The organism is Mesorhizobium sp. M1D.F.Ca.ET.043.01.1.1 (assembly GCF_003952385.1).
GTDB lineage: Bacteria > Pseudomonadota > Alphaproteobacteria > Rhizobiales > Rhizobiaceae > Mesorhizobium.
Map to the genome: position 1 here is coordinate 126,250 of NZ_CP034444.1, position 17,645 is coordinate 143,894.

16 protein-coding genes are annotated in these 17,645 nt (G+C 63.1%); 10 read left to right on the top strand and 6 right to left on the bottom strand.

The annotated features are described in order from the left end of the window. Positions 1 to 28 precede the first annotated feature (28 nt). Positions 29 to 961: an N-acetyl-gamma-glutamyl-phosphate reductase gene (gene argC / locus EJ067_RS00740; RefSeq protein WP_126084212.1), complete on the top strand. Its 933-nt coding sequence runs from the start codon at positions 29 to 31 to the stop codon at positions 959 to 961. Positions 962 to 1,084: 123 nt separating this feature from the next. Here the strand turns inward: argC and EJ067_RS00745 are convergent, their stop codons facing one another. Next, positions 1,085 to 2,176, bottom strand: coding sequence for a COX15/CtaA family protein (locus EJ067_RS00745; RefSeq protein WP_126084213.1), 1,092 nt, complete (start codon positions 2,174 to 2,176; stop codon positions 1,085 to 1,087). A gap of 152 nt (positions 2,177 to 2,328) precedes the next feature. Here EJ067_RS00745 and EJ067_RS00750 point away from each other — a divergent pair, with 152 nt between their 5' ends. Beyond that, positions 2,329 to 2,544: a DUF2842 domain-containing protein gene (locus tag EJ067_RS00750; RefSeq protein ID WP_126084214.1), complete on the top strand. Its 216-nt coding sequence runs from the start codon at positions 2,329 to 2,331 to the stop codon at positions 2,542 to 2,544. 67 nt (positions 2,545 to 2,611) lie between these two features. Here the strand turns inward: EJ067_RS00750 and EJ067_RS00755 are convergent, their stop codons facing one another. Continuing rightward, on the bottom strand, positions 2,612 to 3,670 hold the full coding sequence (locus EJ067_RS00755; protein WP_126084215.1) for a polysaccharide deacetylase family protein: 1,059 nt from the start codon (positions 3,668 to 3,670) through the stop codon (positions 2,612 to 2,614). 89 nt (positions 3,671 to 3,759) lie between these two features. On the opposite strand from EJ067_RS00755, the gene EJ067_RS00760 reads away from it, so the two are divergent. Then, a complete protein-coding gene (locus EJ067_RS00760; protein ID WP_126084216.1) occupies positions 3,760 to 4,992 on the top strand; it encodes a GNAT family N-acetyltransferase in 1,233 nt (410 codons plus the stop codon). A 121-nt stretch (positions 4,993 to 5,113) separates the two neighbouring features. Then, positions 5,114 to 5,350 carry a hypothetical protein gene (locus EJ067_RS00765; protein ID WP_126084217.1) on the top strand — a complete coding sequence of 79 codons (237 nt, stop codon included), beginning with the start codon at positions 5,114 to 5,116 and terminating at the stop codon, positions 5,348 to 5,350. Positions 5,351 to 5,445: 95 nt separating this feature from the next. On the opposite strand, the gene EJ067_RS00770 is transcribed toward EJ067_RS00765, so the two are convergent. Continuing rightward, a complete protein-coding gene (locus EJ067_RS00770; RefSeq protein ID WP_126084218.1) occupies positions 5,446 to 5,880 on the bottom strand; it encodes a peptidylprolyl isomerase in 435 nt (144 codons plus the stop codon). A gap of 292 nt (positions 5,881 to 6,172) precedes the next feature. Then, positions 6,173 to 8,350: an exopolysaccharide transport family protein gene (locus EJ067_RS00775; protein ID WP_126084219.1), complete on the bottom strand. Its 2,178-nt coding sequence runs from the start codon at positions 8,348 to 8,350 to the stop codon at positions 6,173 to 6,175. A 264-nt stretch (positions 8,351 to 8,614) separates the two neighbouring features. On the opposite strand from EJ067_RS00775, the gene EJ067_RS00780 reads away from it, so the two are divergent. Together EJ067_RS00780 and EJ067_RS00785 are read left to right on the top strand one after the other, a co-directional pair. Beyond that, entirely contained in the window at positions 8,615 to 9,178 is a 564-nt protein-coding gene (locus EJ067_RS00780; RefSeq protein WP_126084220.1) for a polysaccharide biosynthesis/export family protein, read from the top strand. Between the two features lie 9 nt (positions 9,179 to 9,187). After that, positions 9,188 to 10,318: a glycosyltransferase gene (locus EJ067_RS00785; RefSeq protein ID WP_126084221.1), complete on the top strand. Its 1,131-nt coding sequence runs from the start codon at positions 9,188 to 9,190 to the stop codon at positions 10,316 to 10,318. Positions 10,319 to 10,380: 62 nt separating this feature from the next. Here EJ067_RS00785 and EJ067_RS00790 read toward each other — a convergent pair whose 3' ends face one another. Continuing rightward, positions 10,381 to 12,798, bottom strand: coding sequence for a winged helix-turn-helix domain-containing protein (locus tag EJ067_RS00790; RefSeq protein ID WP_126084222.1), 2,418 nt, complete (start codon positions 12,796 to 12,798; stop codon positions 10,381 to 10,383). 111 nt (positions 12,799 to 12,909) lie between these two features. Here EJ067_RS00790 and EJ067_RS00795 point away from each other — a divergent pair, with 111 nt between their 5' ends. From EJ067_RS00795 to EJ067_RS00805, 3 genes are all read left to right on the top strand, one after another. Further along, positions 12,910 to 13,191: a DUF1127 domain-containing protein gene (locus EJ067_RS00795; RefSeq protein WP_126084223.1), complete on the top strand. Its 282-nt coding sequence runs from the start codon at positions 12,910 to 12,912 to the stop codon at positions 13,189 to 13,191. 152 nt (positions 13,192 to 13,343) lie between these two features. Beyond that, positions 13,344 to 14,876: an undecaprenyl-phosphate glucose phosphotransferase gene (locus EJ067_RS00800; protein WP_126084224.1), complete on the top strand. Its 1,533-nt coding sequence runs from the start codon at positions 13,344 to 13,346 to the stop codon at positions 14,874 to 14,876. A gap of 65 nt (positions 14,877 to 14,941) precedes the next feature. After that, positions 14,942 to 16,189, top strand: a complete 1,248-nt coding sequence (locus tag EJ067_RS00805; RefSeq protein WP_126089446.1) for an O-antigen ligase family protein — start codon at positions 14,942 to 14,944, stop codon at positions 16,187 to 16,189. On the opposite strand, the gene EJ067_RS00810 is transcribed toward EJ067_RS00805, so the two are convergent. Continuing rightward, positions 16,181 to 16,387: a glycosyl hydrolase 108 family protein gene (locus EJ067_RS00810; protein WP_126084225.1), complete on the bottom strand. Its 207-nt coding sequence runs from the start codon at positions 16,385 to 16,387 to the stop codon at positions 16,181 to 16,183. The genes EJ067_RS00805 and EJ067_RS00810 overlap by 9 nt on opposite strands. Before the next feature lie 115 nt (positions 16,388 to 16,502). Between EJ067_RS00810 and EJ067_RS00815 the strand changes: the two genes are divergently transcribed. Continuing rightward, positions 16,503 to 17,516, top strand: a complete 1,014-nt coding sequence (locus EJ067_RS00815; RefSeq protein ID WP_126084226.1) for a putative sugar O-methyltransferase — start codon at positions 16,503 to 16,505, stop codon at positions 17,514 to 17,516. Positions 17,517 to 17,645: the final 129 nt, after the last annotated feature.

Genomic DNA, 17,645 nt, shown 5'->3' on the forward strand with positions numbered 1-17,645 from the left:
CTTGGAATCGCAGGGAATTTGGTAACCGATGAAACCGAAAATCTTCATTGACGGCGAACATGGCACGACGGGCCTGCAGATCAGGGCGCTGCTGGCCGACCGCGGTGACCTGGAGATCATCTCCATCCCCGGCGACCGCCGCAAGGAAGCCGCGGCCAGGGCCGAATTCCTCAATGCCGCCGACGTCGCGATCCTCTGCCTGCCGGATGCCGCGGCCAAGGAAAGCGTGTCGCTGATCGAGAACGGCAAGACAAAGGTCATCGACGCCTCGACCGCGCACCGCGTGGCCGAAGGCTGGGAATACGGCTTTGCCGAAATGGACAAGGACCAGGCGAGGAGGATCGCCAGCGCAAAACGCATCGCCAATCCCGGCTGCTGGCCGCAGGGCCCGATCGCGACGCTGCGGCCGCTGGTTTCCGCCGGCCTCTTGCCCGCCGATTTCCCGATCACCGTCAACGGCATTTCCGGCTATTCGGGCGGCGGCCGGCCGATGATTGAGGACTATGTCGGCAAGGGCGAGGATGCGCCGGAGTTCCTGCCCTATGGCCTGACGCTGCAGCACAAGCATGTGCCGGAACTCAGGACCTATGCGAAGCTGTCGCACGATCCGATCATGCAGCCGGCTGTCGGCAATTTCGCGCAAGGCATGATCACGGTGGTGCCGCTGCAGCTCGGCGGCCTCGACCGCGTGCCGACTGGCGCCGAACTCCATGCCGCGATCGCCGACCATTACGCGTCGATCGACGGCGGCGTCGTCGAGGTGGCGCCCTACACCCATATGGAGCGCGTGCCGGAGATCGACCCTGAGGTCTATAACGGCACCAATCGCATGAAGGTCTATGTGTTCGCCAATGACGAGCGGGCGCAGGCGCTGCTCGTGGCAGTCTACGACAATCTCGGCAAGGGCGCGTCAGGTGCGGCCGTGCAGAACCTGGACCTGATGCTCGGCATCAGTCACTGAGCGACGGCAGCCGCGCGCGGTCGCCTGTGGCTGCCTGTCCGCTTCCTTGGCACCGCGAAGACCGCGACGCCGCCGATGAGAGCCGCGAGCTTTCGGTGGTCGAGGCGATCCGGAAGGTAAGCTTCAGCTTCTGACAGCGATCTCGGTCGGCAGCGGATAGGCGCCCTTGGTGCCGCGCCAATGCGCCACCGCGAAGCCAAGCACGATCAGCGCGAAGCCCTGATGGGTGAGCGCCATATGCAGCGGCACCTGCATCAGCAACGTGCCGATGCCGATCGAGGCCTGCACCAGCACCAGCAGGAACAAAAGCGTGGCGCGGCGGGCATGGGTGGTGGCCGGCTGGCGCCGCCATGTTGCGATCATGTGCCAGAACGCGGCCAAAAAGAGCGTGTAGGCGCCGAGCCGGTGCACGAACTGCACTGTCTTCGGATTCTCGAAGAAATTCAGCCAGGCGGGTTTTAGAAGCAGGAGATCGACCGGGACCAGTTGCCCGTCCATCAGCGGCCAAGTGTTGTAGCTCAGGCCAGCATGGAGGCCGGCGACAAGCCCGCCGAGATAGATCTGGATCAACGCCAGAAGCACGATCATGCCGGCAAACCGCTGCGTCGAGCGGTCGGCGGCCGGCTCCGAATGCGGCGCAAGGCCCCGCGCGACCACCATTGTGGCGGTGAAGATCAGCGCGGCCAACGTCAGATGCGTGGCCAGCCGGTACTGGCTGACCGAGACACGCTCGACCAGGCCGGAGGCCACCATCCACCAGCCAATGGCGCCCTGAAGGCCGCCGAGCAGCAGGATGCCGGCCAGTTTCGGCCCGAGGCCGCGTTCGATGCGGCGTGTCGCCCAGAAGAACAAGAGCGGCAAGGCAAAGACCACGCCGACGCTGCGCGCAAGAATGCGGTGCACCCATTCCCACCAGAAGATCGACTTGAACGCCTCGATGCTCATGCCCTTGTTGAGCTCGGCGTATTGCGGGATCTGCTGGTAGCGCTGGAATTCTTCCTGCCACTCGGCATCATTGAGCGGCGGGATGACACCGTGGATCGGCCGCCACTCGGTGATCGACAGGCCGGAACCGGTAAGCCTGGTGGCGCCGCCGACCAGCACCAGCGCGGACAGCACGACCAGCACGACATACAACCAGCCGCGCACCAGCGTGCGGTTCTGCAGATCGCGGTCGCGGGCGGCAAACGGAACCGTGGCGGTGATGGCAGCCATGGACACCTCCCGGCAGTTGAACTCGCGGGATTGGTGGACCATGACCGCCGCGCTGGCAAGGCCGGACAGCGCGGCACGCCGTCGCGCTGGCTGGAGACGGTTGCACGAGCCTTCCGTTCGGCCTAAGCGAGACCGGTCAACGGGACCGCGACATGCCCATTCGCCTGAAAAAGCTGATCGGAACCATCCTGCTGGTGGCGCTGGTGATCATCTACGCGCTGATCGCTTCGGCGATCGCGGTCACCAGGCTGGCCGAATACGGCTCCCTGGCGCACTTCCTGTTCTTCCTGCTCAGTGGCCTGCTCTGGGTGCTGCCGGCAATGGGCATCATCAAATGGCTGATCATCGAGCCGCCTCAGAAAGGGTGAGGCGCTATCTCATTGTTCTCACGCAATTCCGAACGGATGAACGCTCCGCACTTTTCCTGGAATTTCTCTAGATCGTAACGACCATCCTGCCGGCATTGGCGAGCGGCGTGGTCACGCCCGACAGCATCGTGCGAATGTGGGCGAGGCTCTGATAGCGGCCGTTGACGGAGATGCGCGGCAGCGCATGCAGGAAGCCAGCGTGCTCGGCTCTCAGCACGCCGTGCCGGGTCGTCACCGCCGAGACATAGCCGGCGTCCCGGACAAAACCGACCTCGCGGCAGCCAACCGCGCTAGCATAGCCGTATGGGTAAGCGAAGTGGCGCGGCTCCAGCCCAAGCTTTTCCTCGAGGATGCGCCGGACGTCGCCGATTTCGTGGCGAGCATCTGCCTCGGAAAGCCGCTTGAGGTTACGGTGATTGATGGTATGCGCGCCGATCGTCACCAGCGGATGCGCGGCCATCCTGCGGATCTCGTCCCAGCTCATCAGAATGCCCGGACGGCCGGCGCCGACATCGATCCCGTTGGAGCGCGCCAGTTCGCGCAGCGCTATGCCCTGCTCTTCCTCGCGGACTTCGAGGGTCAGCCAGGCATTCAGCCGGGCAACAGCCTGGATCTTACGGCCGGGCGTAGAGCAATCGACCAGCGTGGATCCGCTCGCCGTCTTCAGCGTAAGCCGCGAGCTCGTGTCGACGATATCCTCGACCACGTCCCACCAGAGGTCGGCCGCGCCGTCGATCAAACCAGGCGCGACATAGATGGTGATGGGCGCGCCGTGTTTTTCCAGCACCGGAAGCGCTTCCGTCATGTTGTCGCGATAGGCATCGTCGGCGGTGATCGTGGCGAACTGTGCGCCCTTGCCGCCAAACTTGATGCGCTCGATCGCTTCATCAAGCGTAACAAAGGCATAGCCCCTTCCCTTCATGTCGGCGATCAGCCTGTCGAGGAAGGCAGGGGCGATGTTCAGATGGCGATTGACGCTGTTCGGCTTCTCCGGGGTCGCGGTCACGCGATGCAGCATCAGGATGGCGCCGATGCCGCCGACAAACGGCCTCGCCAGCGGAGCGAGGCCCGTGTAGCGGGCAACGTTCAAGGCCAGTTTGCGGATCGCCTCGCCCCCGTCGATCATTCCTTCACCTTTTGCGCCTAGGCTCATTCAAGCCGACTTGCGCCTATGCGAACCCCAGGTTGCAACCAATACGTCTTAAGGATTGAGGGATGGTTGACGCCGCCGCGTCATTTGACGGCAATCCGGTCGCTGCCAACGAGGCTACGGCGCGTGCCCCTGCCTCGAGCCAGGGCGGGTTGACGGCAGCGGTGATCGACAGCGCCGGTCTTGCCGGCTATGCGGAGTTCTGCGCTTCAGCGCTGTTTGCCCCGGCACAGAGCGCGTCCTGGCTGCACAACTGGAGGGCCGAGACCAAGGCCGACATGGTGATCGCCACGCTGAACCTCGAAAGCAGACCGGCGCTTTCGCTGGCGCTGGAGGTCGTGCGAAGCGGTCCTTTCCGTATCGCCCGTTTCGCCGGCGGGCGCCACGCCAACGGCAACTTCCCTGCAACCGATCCGCGGCTTCTGCCCGCCATCGACGGCTCGGCGATCCGCTCGTTGTTTTCGGCAATCTCCAGGGCGCGGCCGGACGTCGACCTCGTTTCGCTGGAGCGGCTGCTGACCGATCTCGACGGCGTCGCAAATCCGCTCACCACGCTGCCCAATTTCGCGAGCCCGAACCTTGCACTGGCGGTCGATCTCGAGGGCGGGTTCGATGCGCTGCTTACCCGCGCTAGCGGCAAGCGCAAGCGCAAGAAGCACCGCTCGCAGACACGCAAGTTCGAGGCCGTCGGCAGCTTCTGCCGCATCGAGGCGCGAAGCCGCAAGGAGGTCGACAGGCTGCTCGACGCCTTCTTCGAGATGAAAGAGTCGCGCTTCGCCAAGATGGGCATAGCCAACGTCTTCGGCGATGAAGACGTGCGCGCCTTCTTCAGGGCTTTGTTTGCCGACGCGCTTGCCGAGCAAAAGCCGTCCTTCCGGCTGCATGGGCTGGAGGTAGCAGGGAAACTTCGCGCCGTTACCGGCTCCAGCCGCTCTGGCAAGCGCCTGATCTGCGAGTTCGGCGCCATCGCCGAGGATGATCTCGCCTTCACCAGCCCCGGCGACTTCCTGTTCTTCGACAATATCCAGGAGGCTTGCGAGCAAGGCTTCGATGTCTACGACTTCTCTGTCGGCGACGAGCCTTACAAGCGGCTCTGGTGCGACATCGAGGTCCAGCATTTCGAGGTGCTCGCGCCGCTGACGCTGAAGGGCCGGGCGCTGGCCGCGGGACTGCGCCAAGGCGCCCGGGCAAAGGCCTTCATCAAGAACAATTCGACGGTCTGGAAACTGACCAAGATGCTGCGCCGGAAAGCGGCCGGCCAGACGGCAGCGCCTGCCGCCACCGAGGACGACAGTTAACCTTGGAAAGCGTTGCATTATCGCCGTCGAACTCCCCGGTTGATCCGGCAAGCGGCCTTGAGGCCCTTGGGCGGAACCTATCGCGTGCCGAGAGGTTTTCGCACTCAGAAGGAGAACGGCCATGGCTAAGTGCGACCAGTGCGGCAATGACTACGACAAGGCATTCCAAGTTAGCCTGGGCGAGCAGACCTACACGTTCGACAGCTTCGAGTGCGCGATCCAGAAGCTTGCGCCGACGTGCCCTCATTGCAGTGTGCGGATCGTTGGGCATGGCGTCGAGCAGGGCGACATCATCTATTGCTGCGCGCACTGCGCCGGGCAGGAAGGGGCCGGCGCTCTGACCGATAGAGCGCCCTGACATTCGCGACCTCTTGCCCTTCCTCCGGAGGGCCATGCGGGAGCGCTTTCCAAGGAGCGCTCCGAGCACGACCCTGAGCGGTCGTTCAAGTCATGCTACGCCGCTTGGACGATCTCGACCAGTTCAACGTCGAACACCAGATCCTTTCCGGCCAACGGATGATTGCCGTCGAGCTTCACGCTGGCGTCGTCCACACCGATGACCGTTACTTGCATGGGGCGCCCTTCGGCGGTGCGGGCCTGCAATTGGGTGCCGACGTCGACGTTGATGTTTTCCGGCACGCTGGCGCGGGCGATGGTTACGACCGCTTCGGGACGATGCGGTCCATAGGCGGCGTCGGCGGGAACGGTGACGGTGCTTTTCGCGCCGACCTCCATGCCCTCGACATGGCTTTCGAGGCCGGGAATGACCTGGCCCTCGCCCAGGGTGAACTGCAGCGGTTCGCCGCCGGAAGAATCGAATTGCGTGCCGTCGGTCAGACGTCCGGTATAGTTGATGCGTACAGTGTCGCCATTCTTGGCCTGTGTCATAGCAACCATCCTTTTTGGGGGTTTTTAGGGGACCGACCTGGAGTTCACGGCCCCGCTCTCGATCATCCACGCATGAAAATGCGCGGTGCGAAACTCTAAAACTAGGTGCGCTGCTGCCGATGTAAAGTGCTGGACCTGCCGGGAAATGCGCTGGTTCGGTCGTTGCACCTAACCGCTGTCAGGCCCGGCATCGACTGAACCGTGGTCTATTCGCGGCGGTCTCGGTGTCTTCCCTGATACCTCGGAGCAATCGTTGCAACGCAGCCCAGAGCAGCCTTGTCGGCGTTCAGGCCTATGCAGCCGAGCGACGACCTGGCAATGGATTTCCCGGCTCATGGCCGACCGGGGTCACCAGCGTGACATCAGAATAGCCGTTCTCGATCAGCTTCACCGCCGCCTGCGTCACCTCGTCATCGGCTTCGAGCATCGACAGGAAAACTTCCGTGCCATCGCCGGCAAGGCGGCTGATGCCCTGCGCATCGGCCGGACCGCATTCGACGACGACAAGGTCGTAAGCCGTGGTCAGCGACTGCATGATGATCGGCAGCCGGTCGGCCGCGCGCATGGCGCGAACCGGATCGGCGGTGCCGACCGGAATGACGTGGGCGTCCGAATAGAGATCGGGGTGGATGACGTCGCTGAACTGGGCTTCGGAGGCGAGCAGATTGGTGATGCCGGGGAACAGCCCGCTGTCCAGCATCGGCCGCGAGGCGGCGCCCGAGGCGGTGAGGTCGAGCAGCAGCACGCGCAGGCCCGCATCCGACACCTCGCGCGCCACCAGCACGGCGGTGGCGGCGGCCTCGTCGCCTTCCGGGGAGACGAAGATGGCACGCGCGGCGCCTGAGGCGATCAGCTTTTCGGCCGCCTTGTCGACATCGATCTCGCCCAGCCTGGACCGCCATGCCTCCACCTCTGCCGGCTCGGCCACCACTGCCGCCATGGCCGCGCCCTGCCCGATCCTATGGTCGGCGACCCAATCGTCGCTCTCTTCGTCCTCGGTTTCAGCGACCGCCGGCTCGGTGCGCGTCGCCGGCATCGCCACCTGCTCGATCGGCTCGAAGCGCGCGCCGGCGGCCGGCCGCATGGCACGGCCGGAAAACAGTTCCTTCAGAAGTGTGCCGATCGCCATCAGCAGCAGCGACGCGGCAGCCGCGGCTCCGGTGATCGGACCGATCTTCGGGAAATACGGTTCCGTGGGCACCTGCCCTTTCGAAAGCAGGCGGGCGTCCACCGGCAGATAGTTGCGGTCCGCGCGCGAGGCGGCCTCGCGATAACTCGCCATGTAGGATTCGAGCTGCTGGCGCTGAGCATTGGCATCACGCTGCAGCGCGTCGAGCTCCACCTGCTGTTCGCCGGCGCGGGCCGAGGCGGCCTTCAGCGTGTTGACCTCCGCGACGAGCTGGTCCTCGCGGGCGTTGGCCGTCTGCGCCTGGGTCGCCAATCCCTTCAGGATCTTTTGCGCCTCGTTGCGGATCTGGCCGTTGAGATCGGCAAGCTGCGACTTCAGCGCCCGGATGCGCGGATGGTTGTCCAGCAGAGTCGTCGACAGGTCGGCAATGTTGGTCCGCAATTCCACCTGCCGCTCGAGCAGGCGCTGGATCAGGTCGGAGGACAAGACTTCCGGGACACTGTCCAGCGTGCCGCCGTTCTGCAGCGACTTGCGCACGCTGTCGGCGGTCGCCTCGGCGGCGGCGCGATTGGCGCGCACCCGCGAAAGCTCGGTCGACAGTTCGGAGAGCTGCTGAGTCGCGAGCACCGAATTGTTGCCGCCCATCAGCAGGTCGGATTGCGCGCGGTAGGCGGCAACCTTGGCTTCGGCCTCCTTCACCCGATTCTGCAGGTCGGTGATTTCCGGACCGAGAAAGCCGGTGGCGGCGGTGTTCGATTCCTTCTTTGCGTTGCCCTTGGAGGCAAGGTAGGCCTGCGCGATGGCGTCCGCGACCTGGGCGGCAAGCTTTGGATCCTTCGAGGAGAACTCGACCGCGATAACACGAGATTTTTCAACGCCGTAGACGTTGAGCTTATCGTGCATTGCGTTGAGCACGCGCTCTTCCGGCGGAATGTCGAAGGGATCGCTCTTCAAGCCGACAAGAACCAGGGCACGACTGAGCGCCGACATCTTCAGCGCCTCGTCGAATTCGGGCAGTTTCTCCAGATTGAGATCCGCCGCCACCTTCTTGAGGATATCGGGGGACGATATGATCTGGACTTCGGTGGCCACCGCCTCCTCGTCGGTCGCCGGCTTGTCGTCGATGGTTGTGCCGGCCGGCCGCGTGAAGACCGATTCGCGCGGCCCGATCTCCAGCTTGGCCACCGCTTTATATTGCGGTGTGGCCAGCCAGGCGAAGGCAAACGCCAGCCCGGTGACCACGAGCGTGACGAGAACGATGCGCAGCCAGTTCCTCGCCAGGCTAGCGAAGAGCTGTCTCAGGTCGACATCGACATCTGCGGCCGCGGACTGAACGGACATGCATCCTGCTCCGGAACTTTGAGTCGAGGATGGACCATAAACAACTATGGTAACTCAGCCGTTAAGATCAGAATGCATAGTTATTAGTAGACACTCAAAGAACGCCCGCCGAAAACAATAGAACAATTGGGTTTTTTGCCGTCCGTCGCCTCCTCAGCACCCGGTCCTTTACCGGCCATTAACCCTAACAGGATGATAACGGACGCACTTCCTGGGGTTGGCCGCAACACTTGCGGCGAGAGCGACGAAGGTTCGTGTCCGATCATGAAAAGCACTGCTCATCTGTTTCGCGCCATGCTTGCCCTGTCGCTGCTTGCCGGCTGTTCCAGCTATCGCCCGACGCCCGCCGCCTTTCATGAAGTGCTCGACCAGCCATACAGACTCGGCGCCGGCGACCGCATCCGCGTTACCGTGTTCGAGCAGGACGGGCTGACCAACACCTACAGCGTCGACCCGTCCGGCTACATCTCCGTCCCGCTTGTCGGCGCCGTGCCGGCGCGCGGCCACACCGCCCAGCAGCTTGAAAAGGAAATCGCCGACAAGCTGCGCCAGGGATATCTGCGCGATCCCGACGTTTCGGTCGAGATCGACCGCTACCGGCCGATCTTCGTCATGGGCGAAGTCGGCGCCGCGGGGCAGTATTCCTATGTGCCGGGCCTGACCGTGCAGAAGGCGATCGCGATCGCCGGCGGGTTCACGCCGCGCGCCAACCAGGAGAGCGTCGACATCACCCGCGATATCAACGGCAAGGTCATGACCGGCAGGGTGCAGACGTCCGACCCGCTCCTGCCCGGCGACACCGTCTACGTCCGCGAACGCCTGTTCTGAAAAATCAACGTGGCGGCTCATCTCCGCATCGTCCACTGCTTCCGCTCACCTGTCGGGGGAATCTTCCGGCATGTGCGCGACCTGACCGAGGCGCAGGTCGCCGCCGGCCATTCCGTGGGCATCGTCTGCGACTCAACAACGGGCGGCGACTATGAGGAACGGCTGTTCGACGCGATGGAGGAGAGCCTGGCGCTCGGCATACATCGCACGCCGATGCAGCGTCATATCGGGCCGGGCGACATCGCGGCGGCCTGGCGCACATATGGAATCATCAAGGAATTGCGGCCGGACGTGCTGCACGGGCACGGCGCCAAGGGCGGCGCCTATGCTCGTCTGTTCGGCTCACTGTTGCGGGTTTCAAGGTCTCGCGTGGCCCGCCTTTATTCGCCGCATGGCGGCTCGCTCCACTATGACGAAACGACGGCCACCGGAAAGCTGTTCTTCGCGCTGGAGCGTTTTATGGCTCGCTTTACCGACTGCCTGCTGTTCGTTTCCGACTATGAGCGGAAAACCTATCGCCGGAAGGTCGGCGAGCCGCCCATCCCCAACAGGCTGGTCTATAACGGCCTGCGCGCCGTCGAGTTCGAGCCGGTGGCGACCGCGGCCAATGCCGCCGATATCTTATACATCGGCATGATGCGCGACCTCAAAGGTCCGGACATCTTCATCGATGCGCTGGCGCAGGCCGGCAGCGAGCTCGGCCGCCCGTTAAGCGCGGTGATGGTGGGCAACGGCGACGACCTGCCACGCTACCACGCCCGGGTGGAGCGACTCGGGCTGAAGGGCCATGTCCGTTTCCTGCCGCCGATGCCAGCCAGGGAAGCTTTCGCGCTGTCCGCGCTGATCGTCGTCCCCTCGCGCGCGGAAGCGATGCCTTACATCGTGCTGGAGGCGCTTGCCGCCGGCATGCCGATGATCGCGACCGCTGTCGGCGGCATTCCCGAGATCTTCGGCGAAGACTCCCCTGCCCTGATCCGGCCGGATGCGGACCAGCTCGCCGAGAGGTTGGGCACAGCTCTCAACAATCCCGACGCCTACCGGAAACTGATGCCACAGGGTGGTGAGCTCAGGGCGCGATTCGGCGCTGACGTCATGGCGGCGGAAATCGAGAAGGCTTATTTCGCGGCGCTTCGCGGTTAGTCAGGTCGGAAAAGCCGCAAATCATCGTTCGAAACCCGCAAGAACGTCCGCCTCGAACACGCTCAACGACCGGCCCCGTTCCCACAGCGCGGCGTAGGATTCCCGGTCGATCTGCGCCGACAGGATGGTCTCGATCCGCTCCCGCTGAGCAGCTTCGGTAGGCTGCCGGCCGTCGGGCCAGCCATCAAAGCAATGATCGATAAATCCAAGCATGAGCGCGGCATCGTTCTTCCGTCTCGGGCCGCGAGCTCGGTGGCATTTTGGATGATGCACCAGTGCCATGACGCATGGTCGCGCGGGAGATATTTCCACGCCTCGTCGATGGCTTCCCTTGCCGCCTCGGTATTGCCGAGCGCCATTGAATAGCAAGCGAGATTGCTAAGCTGAGCACCGAGTTCAAGCGAGCTGCCGCGTTCACGAAGGGTTGGCAAGATGCCTTTGGCGAGCGCGACCGCGCCTTGATGATCCTGTCTTCGGTGAACCATTTCAGCCAGATACATAGTCGACCGGAAGAGGCCACGCTCGTTTCCGCACGACCGATGCATCGCCAATCCCGCCTGGCACTTAGTCATTCCGGCGACCTCTTCTCCACCGGTCAACAGCCACAAACCAATCGAAACGAGCGCCCATGCCTTCAACTTTGATGACGGAAGTTTAGCCGACAGGGTCTCAAGCCGCGCGAAAATCGGGGCGGCCTCGGAACGACGGCCGGCGAAGTTGAGCGTGGTCCCAAGAAGAACGAGGGCATGCGACAGCAGCAGATCGTTTGCGTCGGCCTCGAATTGCCGCACCGCCTGCATCAGCGCCTCGATCGCGCGCAGGTCCTGGGAATTGATCCGCGCGAGCTCCCCAACCGCAAGGAAAAGGCGGCCGCGAAGCGACGGGTCGAGATCATCGGCGAAGGCGACAGTCGCCTCGGCAAACCGAAGGCCCTCGCCGGCGAGCTGAGCTTCTATCCAATAGCGATAGCTGGCGGCAGCCAAACCGACGAACAGGGCCCAGTCGGCGCTTGATCTGGCCCATTCAAGGGCCGAGCGCAGATTGTCGGTGTCCGGCCGATAGGCTGCTACCCAGGTTGCGTCCGGAACCAGCTCCCATCGTGCGAGGCTTTCCTCGAAGCGGCTCCGGACATGGTCCGCCAGGCGTGCCCGTGCATCTTGCTCTTCGTTCTGCCTGGTCAATTCATGCAAGGCGAAGTGGCGCGTCGTCTCCAGCAATCTATAGCGGGTCCGATCTCCACCGTCGCGCGTAACCATCGATCGCCTGATGAGCTCCGACAAGTGGTCGTCGGCATGCTCACCGACCACGGCGCGAACACCGTCCAGCGGAAAGCTGCCCTGGAACACACCAAGCGCCCGCAGAGCCCTTCGCTCGCCCTCGGCAAGCAGCCCGTAGCTCCACTCAAGCGACGCCGCCAACGATCGATGCCGCCCCGGCGTGTCACCCCAACCCGTCGAAAGCTCCGCGAAGCGCTCGGCAAGCTGGCGGTCCACTTCGCCGAGGCCAAGAGTCGCCGATCTTGCCGCCACCATCTTGAGGGCAAGGGCGACGCCGTCGAGGCGAACGCAAAGTTGCCGCACGATAGGCAATTCGTCGACAGCAACAGTCTCGCCCTGCGCTTCATAGCAGTGGATGAGGAACATTTCGGCTGCCGAAAGACCGCTTTCGAAAGCTGCTTCGAGGCCGAACGGCGCGAGCCTGAAGACGTGCTCCCCGCTCAGCCCCAGCGGCACCTGCGAGGTCGTGAGGATCCTCAGCTTCGCGGCTTCGGAAAGCAGGAAACGGACAATGCTGGCAACGGCGTGGGCAACGTGCTCGCAATTGTCGAGAACAAGCAGCCCGGCCAGTGGCCGCAGCATATCGACGATGGCGAGCAGTGGGGTGGTTTCGGTTCTGACCGGAATGCTGAGGACCTGCATGATCGCACTCTCGACGAAGCTGCCGTCGGGCACGGACGCCAGGTCGACAACCCAGACACCGTCTGGAAAGCCGCCGGCGAGTTCTTCGGCGGCTTTGAGGGCCAACGTCGTCTTGCCGACACCGCCCGGGCCCAGGGTCGTAACCAATGGATATTGGTTGACGAGTTCCACGAGGCTTCTGACTTCGTGGTCGCGCCCGATGCATTCCGGTCGGTAGCGAGACAGATTGCCACCGGAGCGAACGGCCGGCGCCATGCGCTCCTGGATGCGCGTGGGCGGTGGGCCAACATACCGGTAGCCACGGCCATGGACGGTCGCGACGAAGTTCGGGCCGAGGGCTTTCCTGAGCGCGGACATATGCACGTGAAGGGTGTTTTCTTCGACGACCGTGCCCGGCCAGAGAAGATCGAACAGTTCGCACTTCTCGACCAGCACATTGGGGCGCTCAAGAAACACGAACAGCAAGTCGATGCTGCGCGCGCTGAGTTCAATCGCACCCTCCGGACCGTTCAGCGAACGCTCCCGCTCGTCCAGCACGAAATCGCCGAAGGACAGCGCCATCGCCAATCCTGAATTGACCTCACAGAAACGCTACAGAAGATTTCAGCATTGCATCAAGGACTTTCCGTCTACGCAGCCGCATCGTCCCGCCATGGCCATTGGAGAACGACGATGCAAAGCCTGCAAGCCATCCTCAAGCTTATCCCGCGCATTCTCGCTGCGACCATGGCGGCCGCGAGAAGCACGCTCGCGGACGCAGCGGCAAAACATCGGGATCGCCGCATCCTCGAGAGACTAAGCGCCGCCGAACTGGAAGACATCGGCCTCTGCCGTGGCGCGGATGGTGCGATCGACTTCCAACCTCGCTGCCCAGATGAATCCGAGCCCAAAGGCGGCGGCATCGAGACACTTTACGGCAGCCCCGCCATGGCGACCGCGATAGAGAAGGCCTAATTCGCAGGCCTAAACTTGGCCGACGCTAATTCGGTCCAGACGAAAGACCGTCAGTCGCCGCGAGCGACATACAGCTTCAAAACCACCGGTTGTTTCAAGGCTTTCTTAGCTCTCTTTTGCTATCCACTTTTGCGTAGCTCGCGGACAATCCCATGAACGAGATCGATCCGGTGCATCGCTTTTCCATGGACGCGGTGCGCAAATTCGACGGCCCGGCGGAGGGCCAGGCCAGCGGCATCAATGATGTGGCGCGCCAGGTCGCTTCGCAGTATCGGCGCGATACGATGTCGCCGATCATGGTCAGCGGCGTGCTGCGCATGGTCGAATTCGCGCTGCTGTTCCTTTCGGGACTCGGCCTCTATCTCTACTTTGTCGGCTTCTTCACCTACCTCGCCTGGCAATATCCGCTGTCGATCGCGGCAGCCTCGTTCCTGGCGGTGGTGCTGCTCGACGTCAGCGACAGCTACCAGATCGCGGCGCTTATGCGCCCTGTCGCCAGTTTCGGCCGCGTGCTGGTCGTCTGGGCCGGCACCTTCGCGCTGATGGCGCTTACAGCCTTCGCCATGAAGGCGTCGGAAGACTATTCGCGCCTCCTTTTCGGCACCTGGTTCGTGGTCGGCTTCATGCTGATCTTCGGCCTGAGGCTCGTGATCTCCAGGCTGATCAGGCGCTGGGCGCGCGACGGCCGCATGGAGCGCCGCGCCGTCATTGTCGGCGGCGGCAAGTCGGCGGAGATGCTGATCCGTTCGGTCGAGAAGCAGCCCTACAACGACATCCGCATCTGCGGCATCTTCGACGACCGCGGCGACAAGCGCTCGCCGCCAATCGTCGCTGGCTATCCCAAGCTCGGCACCATCTCCGAGCTGATCGAGTTCGCCCGCATCGCCCGCATCGACATGCTGATCGTGTCGCTGCCGCTGACCGCCGAATCGCGCGTGCTGCAGCTTTTGAAGAAGCTCTGGGTGCTGCCGGTCGACATCCGTCTCTCGGCCCATTCCAACGCGCTGCAGTTCCGGCCGCGCGCCTATTCCTACATCGGCTCGGTGCCGATGCTCGACATCTTCGACAAGCCGATCAACGACTGGGACTCGGTCGCCAAGCGCAGCTTCGACATCATCTTCTCGCTTGTCGGCATCATCCTCTTCTCGCCGGTGATGCTGGCCACCGCCATCGCCATCAAGCTCGACAGCAAGGGGCCGGTGCTGTTCAAGCAGAAGCGGCACGGCTTCAACAACGAGATCATCGAGGTCTACAAGTTCCGCTCGATGTATGCCGACAGGTCGGACCCGACCGCCAGGCAGACGGTGACCAAGAACGATCCGCGCGTCACCCGCGTCGGCCGCTTCATCCGCAAGACCTCGATCGACGAGCTGCCGCAGTTCTTCAACTCGCTGCTCGGCTCGCTGTCGCTGGTCGGGCCGCGTCCGCACGCGATCGCCGCCCAGTCGCACAATCTGCTCTACAACGAGGTGGTCGACGGTTATTTCGCGCGTCACAAGGTGAAGCCCGGGGTCACCGGCTGGGCGCAGATCAACGGCTGGCGCGGCGAGATGGACACCAATGAAAAGATCCGCATGCGCACCGAATACGATCTCTACTACATCGAAAACTGGTCGATGCTGTTCGACCTGCGCATCCTGTTCCTGACGCCGGTCCGCCTGCTCAATACGGAAAACGCCTATTGAGCGCCATCACGCATGACCTGCCGGCGGCCGCGGTCAGCCAGTTGCCGCCTCAGGCGGTCAGCCAGTTGCCGGCTTCCGCGGTCAACGCCAAGCTGATCGCGCTGATCTCGTCGGCGGCGATCGTGGCCGGCATCCTGCTTTCCGGCTTCGTCATCAGCGAGCCAGCGCCCTACGAGCTCTACATGGCCGGGCTGATCGCCGTCTGGGCGCTGTTCGGGCTGAAAATATCACGGGCGATATTGCCGCTGCTTCTGTTCCTGGTGGCAATGAACATCGGCGGCATGATTGCGATGACGCAGATGGCGGACCTCGCCAAAACGCCGCTCTATCTCGCGGTCTCGCTGTTCCTCGCCTTCAGCGCGGTCTTCTTCGCCTCGGTGACGTCGACGCAGCCCAGGCTCTACCGGCTGATCTTCATCGCCTATGTTGTATCGGCGGTGGCGACGTCGCTGCTCGGCATCGCCGGCTATTTCCATGCCTTCCCGGGCGCCGAGATGTTCACCAAATACGATCGCGCCGCCGGCGCCTTCCAGGACCCGAACGTGTTCGGGCCGTTCCTGGTGCTGCCGGGTACCTATCTGCTCTACCTGCTGCTCACCGGTCCGGTCTCGCGCATGCCGCTGCTTGCGGTGCCGCTGCTGATCATAACTGCCGGCATCTTCTTCTCCTTCTCGCGCGGTGCCTGGGGCATGTTCGCGGTGTCGGCGGTGCTGCTCACCGCTTGCCTGTTCCTGCAGAGCGCCAGCGGCATGTTCCGGCTGAGGGTCGTGGTGATGACGATTGCCGCGGTCGCGCTCTTGGTGATCGCCGTCCTCGTCATCCTGCAACTGCCCGGCGTGTCGGACATGTTCACCCAGCGCGCGCAACTCGAGCAAAGCTACGACACCGCGCGCCTCGGCCGCTTCGCCCGCTACGCGATCGGCTTCCAGATGGCGCTGGAGCATCCGTTCGGCATCGGACCGCTGGTGTTCGGCACGATCTACGGCGAGGACACGCACGACATCTGGCTGAAGGCGCTGATGGACTATGGCTGGCTGGGCTTCGTCTCGTTCCTGACGCTGACCTTGTGGACGATTTGTGCCGGCTTCCGCATCCTTCTGCGCGACCGGCCGTGGCAGCGCTATCTGCTTTGCGCCTATGTCGCCTATCTCGGCAATATCGGGCTCGGCACCTTCATCGACATCGACCACTGGCGCCATCTCTATCTGCTGCTCGGGCTGATCTGGGGCGCGATCGCGCTGGAGTACCGGCATCAGAAGCAATTGCGGCTGGCGCGGCTGTTCTCGCGCCCGCGATATCATCGGCTAGTCTAGATAACCGCCGATCTGGTTGGCCCGCACCAGGTTGTCACGACTGGGCGCCGAGGCTCTTGCAGCGCCGGTGGGCAGCGCCGGTGGGCAGCACAGGTGGGCATTGCAGATGCGCTGGGTGATGCCCTTCACGGTGGCGCCGCCAGGGTCGGCCGGGTGGTGGCTGCAGGCGCCCTCGTTCACCAGCGCGCGGTCAGGCACTTCCTCTTCGCTAGAAAGCCGCCATGGTTCGTCCTTTCAATGATCCGCGGAAGTTGTGCTTTCTGTTCTGTTGAAGCATTGTCTGCCTCCGTGGGAGATTGCGCGGGGTGGGGGAATGACTGACAGCTTCCGTGCGACGCTTCATTCGATGGTCGAGGAGATGAAGGCGGCGCCCGAAGCGATGCAGCCTTCGAAATTCTGGCAGGACTTGAACCGGCGTCATGCTGAGCGCATCGCGTCGGCCGGGATCGCGAATTTCAAACGTACGTTGGCCAAGGACTATTTCACATGGATGCGGGTTCTGCCTTGGGATCCGCAAATCCGCTTCTTGGTCGGCCACCTTCCCCTCGGGGCTTCGATCCGGGCGGCGCTTGGGGTCATATCTCCCTTCAAGCATCGCCATATTCCGTTGCCCGAGGGCTTCGCCCTGAACTTTCTCACCCGACTCGTCTGGCAATATGCCCGGCAGGAATTTCCGAAAGAAATTGCGGCCCTGTCGGAACCATCCGTCGGCAATCCACCGGCAATCCGCATCGGCGGAGGACTCGTTTCTCAGGACCTTGCCAATTCAATCCTGGAATACAAATCGATCGAGTCGGTCGTGACCGGGACCGTTTGCGAGCTCGGCGGCGGCTACGGTCGAACAGCGTTCGTCATTGCTTCGCTGCACCCGACCGTCAGGTACATCATGGTTGATATCCCGCCTGCTCTCGGGGTCGCCCAGGAATATCTCTGCCAACTGTTTCCGGACAGGAAGCACTTCCGCTTTCGTCCGTTCGATAATTTTGAAACAGTTCAAGAGGAATTCGAGGCATCCGCACTTGCCTTCCTGCTGCCTCATCAACTTGCACTTCTGCCCGATTCCACCGTCGATCTGTTCATCAACATCTCATCCCTGCATGAAATGCGGCTCGACCAGATCGAATGTTATCTGTCGGAAATCTACCGGCTTGTTCGTCCGGAAGGACACTTTTACCTCAAAGCCTGGAAAGTCTCGAAGATACCATTCGAAGGAATCGTCATACGGGAGAGTGACTATCCGTTGGAACGCTGGGAGCGAGTTTATCGCCGGCCCCCAAAGATCCAGTCGAGCTTCTTTGAGACCTTGCTTCGGAAACCTAAAACTTGACGCGTCATAACTCCCGTCCGGAGAAGGAAGACCACCGAAGACGGCGACCGCCATCGACGGCGACATGGTGCGCGTGACCGGCATTCTGGATGGTTCGATAGATTACCCACAGAACGGTTCGCGAAACAT